The organism is Actinoplanes oblitus, assembly GCF_030252345.1.
In the GTDB taxonomy this organism is placed as follows: domain Bacteria; phylum Actinomycetota; class Actinomycetes; order Mycobacteriales; family Micromonosporaceae; genus Actinoplanes; species Actinoplanes oblitus.
Genome location: NZ_CP126980.1, coordinates 9,365,086 through 9,379,829, shown reverse-complemented (window position 1 = coordinate 9,379,829; position 14,744 = coordinate 9,365,086). Strand labels below are relative to the sequence as shown.

The window sequence follows — 14,744 nt, the reverse complement described above, 5'->3', positions numbered from 1 at the left end:
CGCCAGGACCAACGACCCGGGCCGCGCGCGGTGCCGTGTCCGGCCCGCGTCACTTGGCGCCCGGAGCGGATCAAGCGAGTCGGGGCAGGAGGGCGGACCAGGCCTCCTCGGCGGCGCCGGCGATCGGGCCGAGGTCACCGAGGGCGGCCGGTACGACCGGCGGCGGCGCGTCGCGGTGGATGGACATCAGGCCGTCGCGGTAGGCGGTGGCGATCTCCTCCGGGACGGTGGCGAGCAGGTCGGCGCCCAGGCCGCCGAGCGTGACCAGGTCCGCGTCCAGGGCGTTGACCAGGCCGGCGACGCCGCGGCCCAGGGTCGCGGCGATGGCCCGCACCGCGGTCAGCTCCCGGCCGGGCCCGGCGGCGGCCGCGGTGATCAGCCGGCGGGCGTAGGTGATCGGGTCGACCGGCACCGGCTCGCCCAGCAGGCGGGCCAGTTCGTGCCCGTCGACGGCGATGCCCCAGCAGCCGCGGGCCCCGCACGGACAGCGGACCGCCGGATCGCCGAACGGCATGTGCCCGAACTCGCCGGCCGCCCCGCGCGCGCCGATCAGCGGGCGGCCGCCCTCCACCACGGCGCCGCCCAGGCCGGCCTCGATGCGCAGGTGCAGGGCCAGGGCGGCGCCGGCCGCGGCACCCCGGTGGGATTCGGCGGTGGCGGCCAGGGTGGCGTCGTTGCCGGCCGTGAAGATCTCGGCGTCCGGCCAGAGCTCGGTGAGGTCGACGTCGTGCCAGCCGACGCCGACGGCCTCCAGGCGGTGGTCGCGGGAGACGGTGCCGGGGACCGAGACGCCCACGGCGCGGGGGCGGTCGCCGTACCGGAGACGGAGCTCGTGGAGCGCGGCCCGGACCGCGTCGCGGACCTCGGCCCAGGTGGCTCCCGCGTGCCTTCCGGACAGCGCCGTGACGCTCGCGCCGCCCAGCTCGACCGCCTCGACCCGCCAGGCCTCGTGGGTGATCGCGACGGCCAGGGCGAGCGGGCCACCCGGGTGCGGCAGCAGCACCGTCGTCGGCCGGCCCCGGGTGCCGCTCGGCGCGGCCGGCCCCTGCGTCAGCAGCATCGCCCGGCTCAGCTTGGTGACCAGCTCGGTGGCCGCGCCGGTGCCCACGCCGAGCCGCCGGGCCGCGGCGGCTCGGGTCACGCCGGGGTCCTGGTGAACCACCCGGAGCAGCTCGATGGAGCGCGTCGTCACAGCCGTTCCCCTTTTTATGCTCTGCCGTGAAGCTTATTGTTCGGGGGTGAGTTTCCACCGCTCCGCGCTGGCCGTCATCGGGGCATCAGCGTTCTTCTACGTCGCCGCCGAGACCCTGCCGATCGGGCTGCTTCCGCAGATCGCTGCCGATCTGCACGTCAGCGAGGCCCGGGTGGGCCTGCTGATGACCAGTTACGCGGTGGTCGCCGCGCTGAGCACCATCCCGCTCACCGCCGTCACCATGCGCGTCCCCCGGAACCTGCTGATCGCCGTCACGGTAGCGATTTTCGCCGTCTCCCAGGCGGCCGCGACGTTCGCCCCGACGTTTCCGGTGCTGGCCGGATCCCGGCTGCTCTGCGCGCTGGCGCACGGCGTGTTCTGGTCGGTGCTCGGGCCGATCGTGGCCCGGCTCGCCCCACCGGACCAGATCGGCCGGGCCACCGCGCTGACCTCGCTGGGCAACTCGCTGGCCATCGTGCTGGGCGTCCCGCTGGGTACCGCGCTCGGGCAGTGGCTGGGCTGGCGGTTCGCGATCGGGTCGATGGCGGTCGGCGGGGTGATCTGCGTGGTACTGCTGCTCACGGTGCTGCCGGCACTGCCGCCGCTGCCCCGGGACCGGGCGGCCGGCGCCGGGCGGCAGCTGGGCAACGCGGTGCGGATCCTGCGGGACGGCCGGGTGGCCCGGCTGTGCGCGGTGACCACGCTGCTGGTGGTCGGGCACTTCGCGGCGTACACCTACATCGCCCCGCTGATCCGCCGGGACGCCGGGCTGGACGGGGCCGGGCTGAGCGCGCTGCTGCTCGGGTACGGCGGGGCCGGGCTGCTCACCACCTATCTGGTCGGGCGGCACATCGACCGGCGCCCCGGCCCGCTGCTGCTGATCCTGCTCGCCGCGCAGGCGGTGTCGGTGGCGTCGCTCGCGCCGGTGCTCGGGACGGCCCTGGCGATCGTCGCCACGCTGGTCTGGGGTGGCGCCTTCACGGCCGTCCCGGCGGTCCTCGGCGCGGTGCCGCTGCGCGTCGCGCCGCATGCCCGGGACGCCGCCTCGGCGGTCTACGTGGTGGCGTTCCAGATCGGCATCGGCGGCGGCGCCTTCGTCGGCGAGCGCCTGGTCACGGCCGGCGCCCTGGGTCGGCTGCCGCTGCTGGCCGCGGTGCTGGCGGTGGCGGCCGGGATGGCGGTGCTGTTCTCGCCGCGGGTGTTCCCGGCCCGGATCAGCGCCGACGAGCACCATCGGGTAGCGGCCGAGGCGGCGGCGATGACCCGTTAGGGGTCAATGTTCGCGGCGCGCCGCAAACCGTGCGGATGACGACGTAATGTCACCACCGGCCGCAAGGAAAGCCTGGCCGGCCCGCGGCGGATTCGCGGACCGGCCAGGCGCTGCCTCGCACCGGCGAGGCCGGGCTCAGGACGCCAGCGCCGCCTCCGCGGCGGCGAGGAAGGCGTCGTTCTCCTCCGGGGTGCCGATGGTGACGCGCACGCCGTCCGGGTGGAAGCCGCGCACGATCACCCCGCGCGCCTCGCAGGCGCCGGCGAACGCCGCGGTCCGGTCGCCGATCGGCAACCAGACGAAGTTGGCCTGGCTGTCCGGCACGTCGACGGAGAGTTTCCGCAGCGCCTCGGTGACCCGCTGGCGCTCGGCGGTGATCAGGGCACAGCGCCGGACCACCTCGGCCTCCTGCCGCAGCGCGGCGAGTGCCGCGGCCTGCGCCACCAGGCTGCTGGAGAACGGGGTGAGCACCTTGCGCACCGCGGCGGCCACCTCGGGCTGGGCGATCAGGTAACCCATCCGCATGCCGGCCAGGCCCCAGGCCTTGCTCATGGTGCGCAGCACCACGATGTTGGCGCGGTCGCCGTAGGTGTCCAGGCCGTCCGGCACCGCCGGGTCGGTGACCAACTCCCGGTACGCCTCGTCGAGCACCACCAGCACGTCGGAGGGCACCGCCGCGAGGAACCGGTCCAGCTCGGCTTTCCGCAGGGCGGTGCCGGTCGGGTTGTTCGGGTTGCAGACGAAGACCAGCCGGGTGCGGTCGGTGATCGCGGCGGCCATCGCGGCCAGGTCGTGCCCGTGGTCCGGCGCGTTCGGCACCCGGACGCTGGTGGCGCCGGCGCCGGCCGCGATGATCGGGTACGCCTCGAACGACCGCCACGCGTAGAGCACCTCGTCGCCGGGCAGGCAGGTGGCTTTCACCAGGATCTCGGCCAGAGCCACCGAGCCGCAGCCGGTCACCACCCGCTCGGCGGCCACCCCGAGACGGGTGGCGAGCGCGTCCCGCAGTGCCAGCACGCCCATGTCCGGGTACCTGTGCATCTGCTGGGCCGCCTCGGTGACCGCCTCCACCACGCCGGGCAGCGGGCCGTACGGCACCTCGTTGCTGGCCAACTTGATCGCCTCGGCGATGCCCAGCTCACGGGCCAGGTCGGCGACGTTGCGACCGGGCACGTACGCGGGCAGCGCGTCCAGGTCGGCGCGGGTCAGCCGGGTCATTCGGGTCCTCCTGGGATGTCGCCGCGCGGCGCGGCCTCGACGGTCTGTTGGGCGCCCCGCGGGACGGCGACGACGACGGTGGACGCCGCCTTGTCGTGCCAGGCCTGCCGCAGGCGCGGGTCGAACGTGGGGGAGAGCGAGTCCAGGAACTGGACCACCAGCCCGACCAGGCACCACCAGAACAGTGTCCACATGCCGAGCTGGGCCCAGCGGGAGAACGCGCGGCGGAACCCGATCGGCTGGGTGCTGTCCAGCCCGACCACCTTGATGCCCATCAGCATCTTGCCGAGCGTCTGCCCGCGGCCGCTGATCGCCGGGGCCTCGTAGAGCAGCCAGAGCAGGGTGGCGATCACGATGACCGTCATCTGCAGGGTCTGCATCCGGCCGGTCGGCTCCAGCATGTCCGGCTCGGTGCCGGCCATCACCTGGTCCACGTAGTGCGTGTAGATCGGCCGGAAATCCTGCCACCACTGGTAGACGAACCAGCCGTTGACCACGATGTTCAGCACCAGCACGACGGCGATGTCGATCAGCCGGGCGAGCAGGCGCTGGCCCAGCCCGGCCAGCGGCATGCCGTGCGGGCGCGCCTCCGGGATCGGCATCGCGTAGGCGTGCGGCGGCTGCGGGTACGGCCAGGCCTTCGGAGGTGCCTGCTGCCACCCGGGTGGCGGCTGTTGCCATCCGGGTGGCGGCTGCTGCCAGCCCTGCGGGGGCGGCGGCGGTGGCTGCTGCCACCCCGGTGGCGGCTGTTGCCACCCGGGCGGGGGCTGCTGCCATCCGGGCGGCGGCTGCTGCCAGCCCTGCGGGGGTGGCGGCTGCTGCCAGCCCGGTGGCGGTGGCGGCTGCTGCCAGCCCGGTGGCGGCGGACCGTAGGCCGGGTGGGCGGGCGGCGGCTGGGGCGTGGCGTAGTGCTGTGGCTGGGGCGCGACCGCCGGTGGCGGTGCCGCGGGGGGTTCCGCCTCCACCGGGGGCGGCCCGTCCGGCGGCACCGCGTCAGCCGGGATGGCCTTGCCGAGCCAGCCCTCACCGTCCCAGTAGCGCTGGGTGCTGGTGTCGGCCGGGTCCTTGTACCAACCCGCGGGAAGGGAACTCATGCGCAAACCTTTACCACGTATGCCTGACGGTTCCCTGCGCGCAGGTGGTCACGTCACAGGTTGCCGCGCCGCTCCTGCTCCCGCTCGATGGCCTCGAAGAGCGCCTTGAAGTTGCCCTTGCCGAAACCGAGGGAGCCGTGCCGCTCGATCAACTCGAAGAATACGGTGGGCCGGTCCTGCACCGGGGCCGTGAAGATCTGCAACAGGTAACCGTCCTCGTCCCGGTCCACCAGGATCCGGCGCTTCTTCAGCTCCTCGATCGGCACCCGCACCTGACCGATCCGGGCCCGCAGCTCCGGGTCGTCGTAGTACGAGTCCGGCGTGTTCAGGAACTCCACGCCCGCTCCGCGCATCGCGTCGACGGTGGTCAGGATGTCGTTGGTGGCCAGCGCGACGTGCTGGGCGCCGGGACCGCCGTAGAACTCCAGGTACTCGTCGATCTGCGACTTGCGCTGCGAGATGGCCGGCTCGTTGAGCGGGAACTTGACCTTACGGGTGCCGTCCGCGACGACCTTGGACATCAGCGCGGAGTAGTCGGTGGCGATGTCGTCGCCGATGAACTCCGCCATGTTGGTGAAGCCCATCACCTTGCGGTAGAACTCCACCCACTCGTCCATCTTGCCCAGCTCGACGTTGCCGACCACGTGGTCGATGGCCTGGAAGAAGCGCTTCGGGCGGACCGCCACGATCGGGTCGCGGGTCACGAAGCCGGGCAGGAACGGCCCGTCGTAGCCGGAGCGGTCGATCAGCGTGTGCACGGTGTCGCCGTACGAGGCGATCGCCGCCATCCGGACCGTGCCGTGCTCGTCCTTGACGTCGTACGGCTCGGTCACGCCGCGCGCGCCGGCCGACGTGGCGTGCTGGTACGCCGCGTCGACGTCCGGCACCTCCAGGGCGATGTCCGAGATGCCGTCACCGTGCTTGGTCACGTGCTCGGCGCCGGGCGCGCCGGCGTGCACCATGCCGGTGAGCACGAACTTGGCGCCGCCGCTGACCAGCACGTACTCGGCGTGGTCACGGTAGCCCTGCTCCGGACCGCGGTAGGCGACGCAACGCATCCCGAACGCGGTGGAGTAGAAGTGGGCGGCCTGCCGGGCGTTGCCCACGAGGAAGCGCAGGTGGTCGACGCCTTTCACCGGGAAGACGTCTTTCTCCTTGGTCAGCGAGCTCATGGGCTGAGAATTGACTCGGGTCACACCCCTAGGCAACAGTCTGTTTTTCGCCTGGTCATTCTGTGCAATCAGTAGAGGGGAGGCCGGAGTTGACCGAGCAATTTGTTCAGCTCGACGAGCTGGATGCGCACCTGGTCGAATTGCTCGCCGCCGAGCCGCGGATCGGCGTGCTGGAGCTGTCCCGCCGCCTGTCGGTGGCCCGCGGCACGGTCCAGGCCCGCCTCGACAAGCTCACCACCCGCGGCGCGATCAAGGGCTTCGGGCCGGAGGTCGTCCCGGCCATGATCGGGTTCGGGGTGATGAGCTTCGTGACCCTGGAGATCAGCCAGCGGTACGGGCACGACGCCGTGGCGAGCCACCTGGCCGAGATCCCGGAGGTGCTGGAGGCGCACACGATCACCGGGAGCGGTGACATCCTGTGCCGGATCGTGGCCCGCTCCAACGCCGACCTGCAGCGGGTGATCGACAAGATCGTCGGCTACGAGGGGATCCGCCGGGCGCACACGATCATCGCGCTGGCCGAGCTGATTCCGTACCGGACGGTCCCGTTGACAAAGGCGGCAACTGTTATATAAGCCCATGACACGGACTTTCTGCGCTCGCGGGGTCGGTGGATCGAGGTCATTAGGGTTCCGGCATGGCCTCGGGCACCGTCAAGGGAGTCACGCTGGTCGCTGCCGTCACGGTCACCGTGCTGGCCACGACCGGGGTGTGGAACCCGTTCCCGAAGCTCTGGGAGTGGGTCAACACGAGTTCGCCGGTCGCGCCGGGCACCACGTGGCAGCAGCGGCTCGGCGGCTCCCCGCAGAGCGTCTCGGTGGCCGGCGAGTCGGTGATCGTCGAGTACCGCACCTCGGTCGAGGCGTACAACCTGAGCACGGCGGTGCGGATGTGGCAGACCGACGCGGACTGGGCCGCGCCGGCCGGGCAGGGTGCCGACGCCGTGGTGGTCACCGGGCGGCTGCTCACCAAGGGGTACCAGGTGCTCGACCCGCGGACCGGCACGGTGCGCCGGGCTGACACCGAGGCGACGGCGGTCTGGACGTACCGGAACGGGATCGTCGACCTGCGCTGCTCGGGCGGCGGCAACTGCCGGCTCACCGCGTGGGACCCGCGGGCCGGCACCCAGCTCTGGTCGGTGGCCACCGGCGGGATCGGCTTCGTGCTGCACGCCGCCAACCCCGACCTGCCGGACGCCCGCCGGCTCGGCACCGATGACGTGGACGACGACGCGGCCGGCCCGGCGGTGATGCCCGGCCTGCTCGGCCTGCCGGACGGCGATCGGGTCCGGGTGATCGACACCGCCACCGGCCGGCTGGTGCAGACCGCGAAGGCCGGGGCGGACCAGCGGATCGCGGTGGTCGGCGGCCGGGTGCTCACGGTCAGCGGCACCGCCAGGGACGGCACCTGCTACTACGGCGTGGTGGCCACCGCCCCGCCGGGCAACCGGGTGGTGTGGAAGCGGGACGGGCTCAACCTGCGGACCGCGGCGAGCGACTGCCAGCAGGACCGGGACCCGGCCGGCGGGTACGACGTGCTGCTCGGCGTCGATCCGTACGGCCGGCAGGAGCTGATCAACGGAGCCGACGGGCGGATCCTCTGGTACGGCGACAAGGCCGCCGAGGTGCTCGCCGTCGACGACAGGTACGCGGTGGTCCGGGACGGCGACACGTTGCGCGGGTGGTCGTTCGGCAAGGGCAAGGCGGTGTGGCGGCAGGACGGCCGGGCCAAGGCGGGCGCGGCGGTGACCCCGCACGCGGTGATAGTGGTCTCGTCCGGTCGGGTGACCGCACTGAATCCGGCTAATGGTGCGATACGTGCCGATGTGCGGACGGATGCGAAGGTGTTCACCGTCGGCGCCCAAGGTTTGATCTTGGTTTCCGGTCGCGACATGGCCTATTTGCCCTACCGCTGACACGCCGACAGGCACGTTTGCCGGGTGCGGGTTCGCACCGCCCACCCCGGCTGGCCTAGGCTTGCCGCTCATGAGCAGAGGCGCCGCTTTCACCTACTCGCCGCTCTTGCCGACCGGCGACGATTCGACCGAGTATCGCCTGGTCACGGACGAGGGCGTGGACGTTGTGGAGGGGCCGGGCGGGCGCCGCTTCCTGACCGTCGAGCCGTCCGCGCTGACCGTGCTCACCGCCGAGGCGATGCACGACATCGCGCACTACCTGCGGCCGGCGCACCTGGCCCAGCTGCGCGCGATCATCGATGACCCGAAAGCGTCGCCGAACGACCGGTTCGTCGCCCTCGACCTGCTGCGCAACGCGAACATCGCGGCCGGCGGCGTGCTGCCGATGTGCCAGGACACCGGCACCGCGATCGTGATGGGCAAGCGCGGCCGGCACGTGCTCACCGACGGGCGCGACGAGGAGGCCATCGCGCTCGGCGTCTACCAGGCGTACACCCGGCTCAACCTGCGGTACTCGCAGCTCGCTCCGCTCACCATGTGGGACGAGAGGAACACCGGGACGAACCTGCCGGCCCAGATCGAGCTCTACGCCGAGGACCCGAACGGGCACCCGGACGCGTACAAGTTCCTCTTCATGGCCAAGGGCGGCGGCTCGGCCAACAAGTCGTACCTGTACCAGGAGACGAAAGCGCTGCTCAACCCGCAGCGGATGATGCAGTTCCTGGACGAGAAACTGCGGCTGATCGGCACCTCCGCCTGCCCGCCGTACCACCTGGCCATCGTGATCGGCGGCACCAGCGCCGAGCACGCGCTCAAGACCGCCAAGCTGGCCAGCGCGAAGTACCTGGACAACCTGCCCATCGCCGGCACCATGGCGGCGCACGGCTTCCGTGACCTCGAGCTGGAGGCCGCGGTCCTGGAGCTGACCCGCGACTTCGGGATCGGCGCGCAGTTCGGCGGCCGGTACTTCTGCCACGACGTGCGGGTGGTCCGGCTGCCCCGGCACGGCGCGTCCTGCCCGGTCGCCATCGCGGTCTCCTGCTCGGCGGACCGGCAGGCGGTCGCCAAGATCACTCCGTCCGGCGTCTGGCTGGAGCGGCTGGAGACCGACCCGGCCCGCTTCCTGCCGGACGTCACCGACGACCACCTGGAGTCGGAGCAGGTCGTCAAGATCGACCTGAACCGGCCGATGGCCGAGATCCGCGCCGAGCTCAGCAAGTACCCGGTGAAGACCCGGCTGTCGCTGACCGGTCCGCTGGTGGTGGCCCGGGACATCGCCCACGCCAAGATCGCCGAGCGGCTGGACGCCGGCGAGCCGATGCCGCAGTACCTGCGTGATCACGCGGTCTACTACGCCGGCCCGGCGAAGACCCCGGAGGGTTACGCGTCCGGCTCGTTCGGCCCGACCACGGCCGGCCGGATGGACTCCTATGTGGAGAAATTCCAGGCCGCGGGTGGCTCGATGGTGATGCTGGCCAAGGGCAACCGGTCCCAGCAGGTGACCAACGCCTGCAAGACCTACGGCGGCTTCTACCTCGGCTCGATCGGCGGCCCGGCGGCCCGGCTCGCGCAGGACTGCATCCGGCACGTCGAGGTGCTCGAGTTCCCCGAGCTCGGCATGGAGGCGGTCTGGAAGATCGAGGTCGAGGACTTCCCGGCCTTCATCGTCGTCGACGACAAGGGCAACGACTTCTTCGAGGCGGTCACCAAGCCGGTCCTGAGCATCGGCAAACGCTGAGCTTCCGGCACCGGTTAGCGGTGATCTTCGCGGCCCCGGCAAGCGGTGATCTTCTCGGCCCCGGCAAGCGGTGATCTTCGCGGCATCGGCAAGCAGTGGTCTTCGCGTATCGACATGCGTCGAAAACTGAAGATCACATTCAAGATCTTGCTGACTCGGATCCGCGCTGATCACTGATCGTCGCTCCCGCCAGGGACCCTTCCGGGCCGGGCAGGACGCTGGCGCGTCCAAAACGCCCGACCCTCCAGGGCGACGCCCGTGGCTGGCCACGACCGCCAACCCACAACCCCGCCCACTCCCCGGCTGGCACCCACGGTGGTCTCCCGCGCCCGGATACCACCGCGGGCGCCAGCCGCGACCGGCAAGACCGATCGGCTGGTGCTCAGGGTGGTGTCCCGCGCCCGGATACCACCGTCACGGCCAGCCGCGATCGGTAAGTCCGGTCGGGCTGGTGCTGAGGGTGGTTTCCCGGGTCCGGACACCACCGTGACGACCAGCCAAGCGCGACGGGCTGGTGCTGAGGGTGGTTTCCCGGGTCCGGACACCACCGTGACGACCAGCCAAGCGCGACGGGCTGGTGCTGAGGGTGGTTTCCCGGGTCCGGACACCACCGTGACGACCAGCCAAGCGCGACGGGCTGGTGCTGAGGGTGGTTTCCCGGGTCCGGACACCACCGTGACGACCAGCCAAGCGCGACGGGCTGGTGCTGAGGGTGGTGTCGCGGGGCTGGAGACCACCGTGACGGCCAGCCGCGATCGACGGGCTGGCGCCCAGGGTGGCATCCCGGGCCCGGAGAGCACCGTCACGACCAGCCAAGCGCGACGGGCTGGCGCTCAGGGTGGTGTCGCGGGGCTGGAGAGCACCGTGACGGCCAGCCGGGGTGGTGGGTCCGGTCGGGCTGGTGCTGAGGGTGGCATCCCGGACCCGGAGAGCACCGTCACGACCAGCCGCGATCGACGGGCTGGCACTCACGGTGGTGTCGCGGGGCTGGAGACCACCGTGACGACTAGCCAAGCGCGACGGGCTGGTGCTGAGGGTGGTGTCGCGGGGCTGGAGACCACCGTGACGGCCAGCCGCGACCGACGGGCTGGTGCTGAGGGTGGCATCCCGGGTCCGGAGAGCACCGTCACGACCAGCCGCGATCGACGGGCTGGTGCTCGGGGTGGTGTCCCGGGTCCGGACACCACCGTGACGACCAGCCAAGCGCGACGGGCTGGTGCTGCGGGTGGTGTCGCGGGGCTGGAGACCACCGTGACGGCCAGCCGACGGGGTTGGGGGGTTTGGGCGGGCTGCCGGTAGGGGCAGTTCGGCCCGGATGCGGCCTCGCGGTCGTGAGGTGAAGGCGGCCTGGCGTCGAGGCACGGGACGGGGCTGTGCGGGTGGGGGCGGGGAGGGCGTACCGGAAAGGGTTGGAATCAGCAGAAGCCGGCTACCGGGCTGAGCCACTCGGCGAACTGGGGTTTGAGGGTTTTGTCCAGGTCGGCGGGGGTTTTGACGCGCTTGAGGTAGGCGCGGTCGGTGGCGCTGGCCTCGAGCTTGCGGGCCGAGGTCTCGCCGGCCGCCTTAAACTCCGGGTCCTGGGCGCCGGCGGTCTCCTTGCGGATCTGGGCGCCGGCCGACCGCAGCTCGGCGGCCGCCGCCTTCTCCGCCTTGGTCGCCTCGGCGGCCTTCTTCGCCTCCTTGTAGGCGATCATCTTGCCGAGCGCGGCGCCGAAGTCGTCCAGCTCGCCGTCGAAGACCTTGTCGAGCCGCGCGCACACCTTCGCGGTGTCGGCCGAGTAGTCCGGGGGCGGCGGGAGGGTGGTGCTGGTCGCCGGGGCCGGCGCTGCTCCCGTCTCGTACACGGGTGCGTCGCTGTCGCAGGCGGCGGCGGTGAACAGGACGCCGGCGAGCACGGCCAGGATGGCGGGTCGCATCTGGATCCTTCGCGGTCGGGGGGGCACGGCGGAACCGACGGTACGTTCCGTTCGCACCCGCGTCCAACCGAGGGTGATCGGCGAGATGCGAACAGCCCGCCCACGGCGACCCGTGGACGGGCTGAACGCCCCCGTGTATCCAGACCTTTGGCCGTCCCACCGCGTTCTGGGGGCGATGGGTAAGCATCGGCGATGGAACGGCGCTGGACCTCACTCTGCGCCAGGGCGCTCTCGTTCCACTGTCGATCCACTCTCACGTGTCGGCTAGTCTCGATGGCTGGCACGGGGGAACGGATGGCTACTATGCGCTATCGCATTTTGGGGCCACTGTCAGTAACTGTGGCCGGACAGCCGGTGGCCGTGACTGCCGGGCGTGACCGGATCGTGCTGGCGATGCTGCTGCTCGATCCGAATCGGATCGTCGGCACCGGCGAACTCATCGACGCGCTCTGGGGCCGCACTCCGCCGGCCACCGCCCGCGGTCAGTTGCAGTCATGCATATCGCGTTTGCGGCGGATCCTACCAGTCGGGGTGATCCTCACCGATCGGGCAGGCTACGGCATTCGGGTCGGACCGGACGAGCTCGACGCCGAGGTCTTCGCCCGGACGGTGGCGAAGGCGCGCGCGAACGGGGACGCGGAGGCGTACCGGCGAGCGCTGGCGCTGCGCCGCGGCCCGGCCTGCGCCGAGCTGGACGCCCCGGTGATCCGCCAGGCCGCGACGGTTCTCGACGAGCGGTACGCGCTCGCCGTCGAGGACTGGGCCGACCTGGAGCTGGCCGCCGGCCGGGAACGCGAGCTGGCCGGCGAGCTGAGCGCCATGGTCGAGCGGTTCCCGCTGCGCGAGCGGATGCGCGGGCAGCTGATGCTGGCCCTGGCCCGCTCCGGGCGGCAGGCCGACGCGCTCACCGAGTTCCGCCGGGCCCGCCAGCTGCTGGCCGACGAGCTCGGCATCGAACCCGGCGAGGAGCTGCAGGGACGCCACCGGGAGATCCTCAAGGGAGAGACCGCGGCCGGTGCCGGTCCGGAGTCGCGGGCGGCCGTCCCGGTGCGCTGCCTGCCGCGGACGGTCGGCGACTTCACCGGGCGGCGCGAGCAGATCGACCGGCTGCTGTCCAGGCGGCTGGCCGGCGACGAGTCCGGCCCGCTGGTCGCGGTGATCGACGGGATGGCCGGCAGCGGCAAGACCACGCTGGCCCTGCACCTGGCCGCGCTGGTCGGTGACCGCTACCCGGACGCGCACCTTTTCGTCGACCTGCAGGGACACAGCGAGCGGGACCCGGTTGAGCCGGCCGCCGCGCTGCTCATCCTGCTCCGCCAGCTCGGCCTGCCCGCCGAGGACATCCCCCTGGAGCCGATGCAGCGGGTGGCCTGCTGGCGGACCGAGACCGCCCGGCGGCGCCTGCTGGTGGTGCTGGACAACGCCGCGTCCAGCAGCCAGATCGCCGACCTGCTGCCCACCGCGCCGGGCAGCCTGGCCCTGGTCACCAGCCGGCGCCGGCTGGCCGGGCTGGACGGGGCGCGGGTGGAATCACTGCCGGTGCTCGCGCCGGACGAGGCGGTGGCGCTGCTGGAGCAGATCGCCGGGGAGCGGGTGCGCGCCGAGCCCGAGGCGGCCGCCGAGGTGGTCCGGCGCTGCGGGCTGCTGCCGCTGGCCATCCGGCTGGCCGGGGCCCGGCTGGCGCACCGCCCCCGATGGCGGGTGGCCGACCTGCTGCGGCGGCTGAGCGAGGCGGCGCTGCCCGAGCTGGCCGCCGAGGACCGTACGGTGACCGGCGCCTTCGCCCTCACCTACGGCCAGCTGCGCCCTCCGCTGCAGCGGGTGTTCCGGCTGCTCGGGGTCCATCCGGGCGCCGACTTCGACGCGCTCGCCGTCGCCGCCCTCGCCGACCTGGCCCGGGACACCGCCGAGGAGATGCTCGACGACCTGGTCGACGTCCACCTGGTCGAGGAGCCGGAGCCGGGCGTGTTCCGGCTGCACGACCTGATGCGCGAGTACGCCGGGATGCTCGCCGCCGAGCTGCCGGCCGGTGACCGGGCCGCCGCCCTCACCGCGGTCCTCGACTTCCAGTTGCACGCCGCGATCGCCGCGACCATCCCCAGCCACCGGGCGATCCTGACCCGGGACCTCGGCGCGCCGGTGGCGGCCCGGCCCGACCTGGTGGCCGGGGATCCGATCGCTCGGCTGGAGCGGGAGCGCCCGAACCTCGTCGCGTACGTCGAGGCGGCGGGCCGGACCGACTACGCCTGGCAGATCCCCCGGGCCGTCTGGCACCAGATGTTCTATCGCGGCTACATGGACGACACCCGGCGGCTGCAACTGCTCGCCCTGGCCGCCGCCCAGGCGTCCGGGAGCCGCTCGGCGATCGCCACCACCGCCAACTACCTGGCCTCGGTGTACGGCCGGGCCGGCCAGACCGACAAGGCGGAGGAGTACCTGCTGCTCTCCATCCGGCTGCGCGAGGAACTGGGCGAGATCGACGCGACGTCGGTCGGGTACAGCAACCTGGGCACCATCTACCTGAGCCAGGGCCGGCTCGCCGAGGCCCTGGAGACGGTGCAGACGGTGATCCGGCTGCACACCCGCTTCGGTGACCTCGGCTCGGCGAGCTCCACGCTGGCCATCGCCGCCGACATCTTCGCCGCGCTGGGCCGGCCGGAGCAGGCGCTGCACTACGCCCGGCGCCGGCTCCTCTCCACCATCGAGAACCGGGAGGACGGGCAGCTCGCCGGGACCCTGCTGACCCTGCAACGGCTGCGCTACCGGCTGGGCACGCTCAGCGCCGCCGCCGCGCACCACTACATCGACATGGCCCTGTGGGTGACCCGGCGTACCGGCTACCAGTCGACGACCGGTGACGCGCACAACGACCGGGCCCGGCTACTGCGCGACGAGGGCCGGTACGCCGAGGCGCTGGGCGAGCACCGCCGGGCCGTGGAGATCAGCGTCCGGCTCAACGACTCCCGGCACCAGGCCGGGTTCCGCCACGGATACGCGGTCACCCTGCGGCGTCTCGGTGACCGGGCCGGGGCGCGGGCGATGTTCACCGAGGCGCTGCGGGTCGCCGCGGCGGGACGGATCCCGTACTGGACGGCCCGGGCGCAGCTGGGACTGGCGGACTGCCTGGACCCGGGTGATCCGGAGGCGGACCGCCTCCGGGCGCAGGCCCGGGAGACCTTCGAGCGGATGGGTGTGACCGAGGAGATCGCAGCGGTGGACTGATCCGCGA

The 14,744-nt window shown here is 72.5% G+C and carries 10 protein-coding genes; 5 read left to right on the top strand and 5 right to left on the bottom strand.

What is annotated here, in order from left to right; all coding sequences use genetic code 11:
• Positions 1-70: 70 nt before the first annotated feature.
• Positions 71-1,192: an ROK family protein gene (locus Actob_RS41825; protein WP_284917491.1), complete on the bottom strand. Its 1,122-nt coding sequence runs from the start codon at positions 1,190-1,192 to the stop codon at positions 71-73.
• A 46-nt stretch (positions 1,193-1,238) separates the two neighbouring features.
• Between Actob_RS41825 and Actob_RS41820 the strand changes: the two genes are divergently transcribed.
• On the top strand, positions 1,239-2,462 hold the full coding sequence (locus Actob_RS41820) for an MFS transporter (RefSeq protein ID WP_284917490.1): 1,224 nt from the start codon (positions 1,239-1,241) through the stop codon (positions 2,460-2,462).
• Positions 2,463-2,597: 135 nt separating this feature from the next.
• Here Actob_RS41820 and hisC read toward each other — a convergent pair whose 3' ends face one another.
• Genes hisC through hppD form a run of 3 tightly spaced genes read right to left on the bottom strand, consistent with a single transcriptional unit; the run spans position 2,598 to position 5,946 of the window.
• Positions 2,598-3,680 carry a histidinol-phosphate transaminase gene (gene hisC, locus Actob_RS41815; RefSeq protein ID WP_284917489.1) on the bottom strand — a complete coding sequence of 361 codons (1,083 nt, stop codon included), beginning with the start codon at positions 3,678-3,680 and terminating at the stop codon, positions 2,598-2,600.
• A complete protein-coding gene (locus tag Actob_RS41810; protein WP_284917488.1) occupies positions 3,677-4,774 on the bottom strand; it encodes an RDD family protein in 1,098 nt (365 codons plus the stop codon). Before Actob_RS41810 ends, hisC begins: the two co-directional genes overlap by 4 nt.
• A gap of 53 nt (positions 4,775-4,827) precedes the next feature.
• Positions 4,828-5,946 (bottom strand): 4-hydroxyphenylpyruvate dioxygenase, encoded by a 1,119-nt coding sequence (gene hppD / locus Actob_RS41805; protein WP_284917487.1) that lies wholly within the window; start codon positions 5,944-5,946, stop codon positions 4,828-4,830.
• A gap of 89 nt (positions 5,947-6,035) precedes the next feature.
• Here hppD and Actob_RS41800 point away from each other — a divergent pair, with 89 nt between their 5' ends.
• The 3 genes from Actob_RS41800 to Actob_RS41790 all read left to right on the top strand — a co-directional run bounded on the left by Actob_RS41800 (position 6,036) and on the right by Actob_RS41790 (position 9,599).
• Complete coding sequence (locus Actob_RS41800) at positions 6,036-6,521, top strand: Lrp/AsnC family transcriptional regulator (RefSeq protein ID WP_284917486.1); 486 nt, start codon at positions 6,036-6,038, stop codon at positions 6,519-6,521.
• Positions 6,522-6,583: 62 nt separating this feature from the next.
• Entirely contained in the window at positions 6,584-7,861 is a 1,278-nt protein-coding gene (locus tag Actob_RS41795) for a PQQ-binding-like beta-propeller repeat protein (RefSeq protein WP_284917485.1), read from the top strand.
• Between the two features lie 70 nt (positions 7,862-7,931).
• The gene (locus tag Actob_RS41790) at positions 7,932-9,599 is read left to right on the top strand and encodes a fumarate hydratase (RefSeq protein WP_284917484.1); all 1,668 of its coding nucleotides are present in this window, start codon (positions 7,932-7,934) and stop codon (positions 9,597-9,599) included.
• 1,415 nt (positions 9,600-11,014) lie between these two features.
• Here Actob_RS41790 and Actob_RS41785 read toward each other — a convergent pair.
• On the bottom strand, positions 11,015-11,515 hold the full coding sequence (locus Actob_RS41785) for a hypothetical protein (protein ID WP_284917483.1): 501 nt from the start codon (positions 11,513-11,515) through the stop codon (positions 11,015-11,017).
• A 360-nt stretch (positions 11,516-11,875) separates the two neighbouring features.
• Here Actob_RS41785 and Actob_RS41780 point away from each other — a divergent pair, with 360 nt between their 5' ends.
• Entirely contained in the window at positions 11,876-14,737 is a 2,862-nt protein-coding gene (locus Actob_RS41780) for an AfsR/SARP family transcriptional regulator (RefSeq protein WP_284917482.1), read from the top strand.
• Positions 14,738-14,744: the final 7 nt, after the last annotated feature.

Bases quoted from the DNA above. Each gene is read 5' to 3' on its own strand.
- Actob_RS41785 (WP_284917483.1), bottom strand. From the start codon at position 11,515: ATGCGACCCGCCATCCTGGCCGTGCTCGCCGGCGTCCTGTTCACCGCC.
- Actob_RS41795 (WP_284917485.1), top strand. From the start codon at position 6,584: ATGGCCTCGGGCACCGTCAAGGGAGTCACGCTGGTCGCTGCCGTCACG.
- Actob_RS41810 (WP_284917488.1), bottom strand. From the start codon at position 4,774: ATGAGTTCCCTTCCCGCGGGTTGGTACAAGGACCCGGCCGACACCAGC.
- hppD (WP_284917487.1), bottom strand. From the start codon at position 5,946: ATGAGCTCGCTGACCAAGGAGAAAGACGTCTTCCCGGTGAAAGGCGTC.
- hisC (WP_284917489.1), bottom strand. From the start codon at position 3,680: ATGACCCGGCTGACCCGCGCCGACCTGGACGCGCTGCCCGCGTACGTG.
- Actob_RS41790 (WP_284917484.1), top strand. From the start codon at position 7,932: ATGAGCAGAGGCGCCGCTTTCACCTACTCGCCGCTCTTGCCGACCGGC.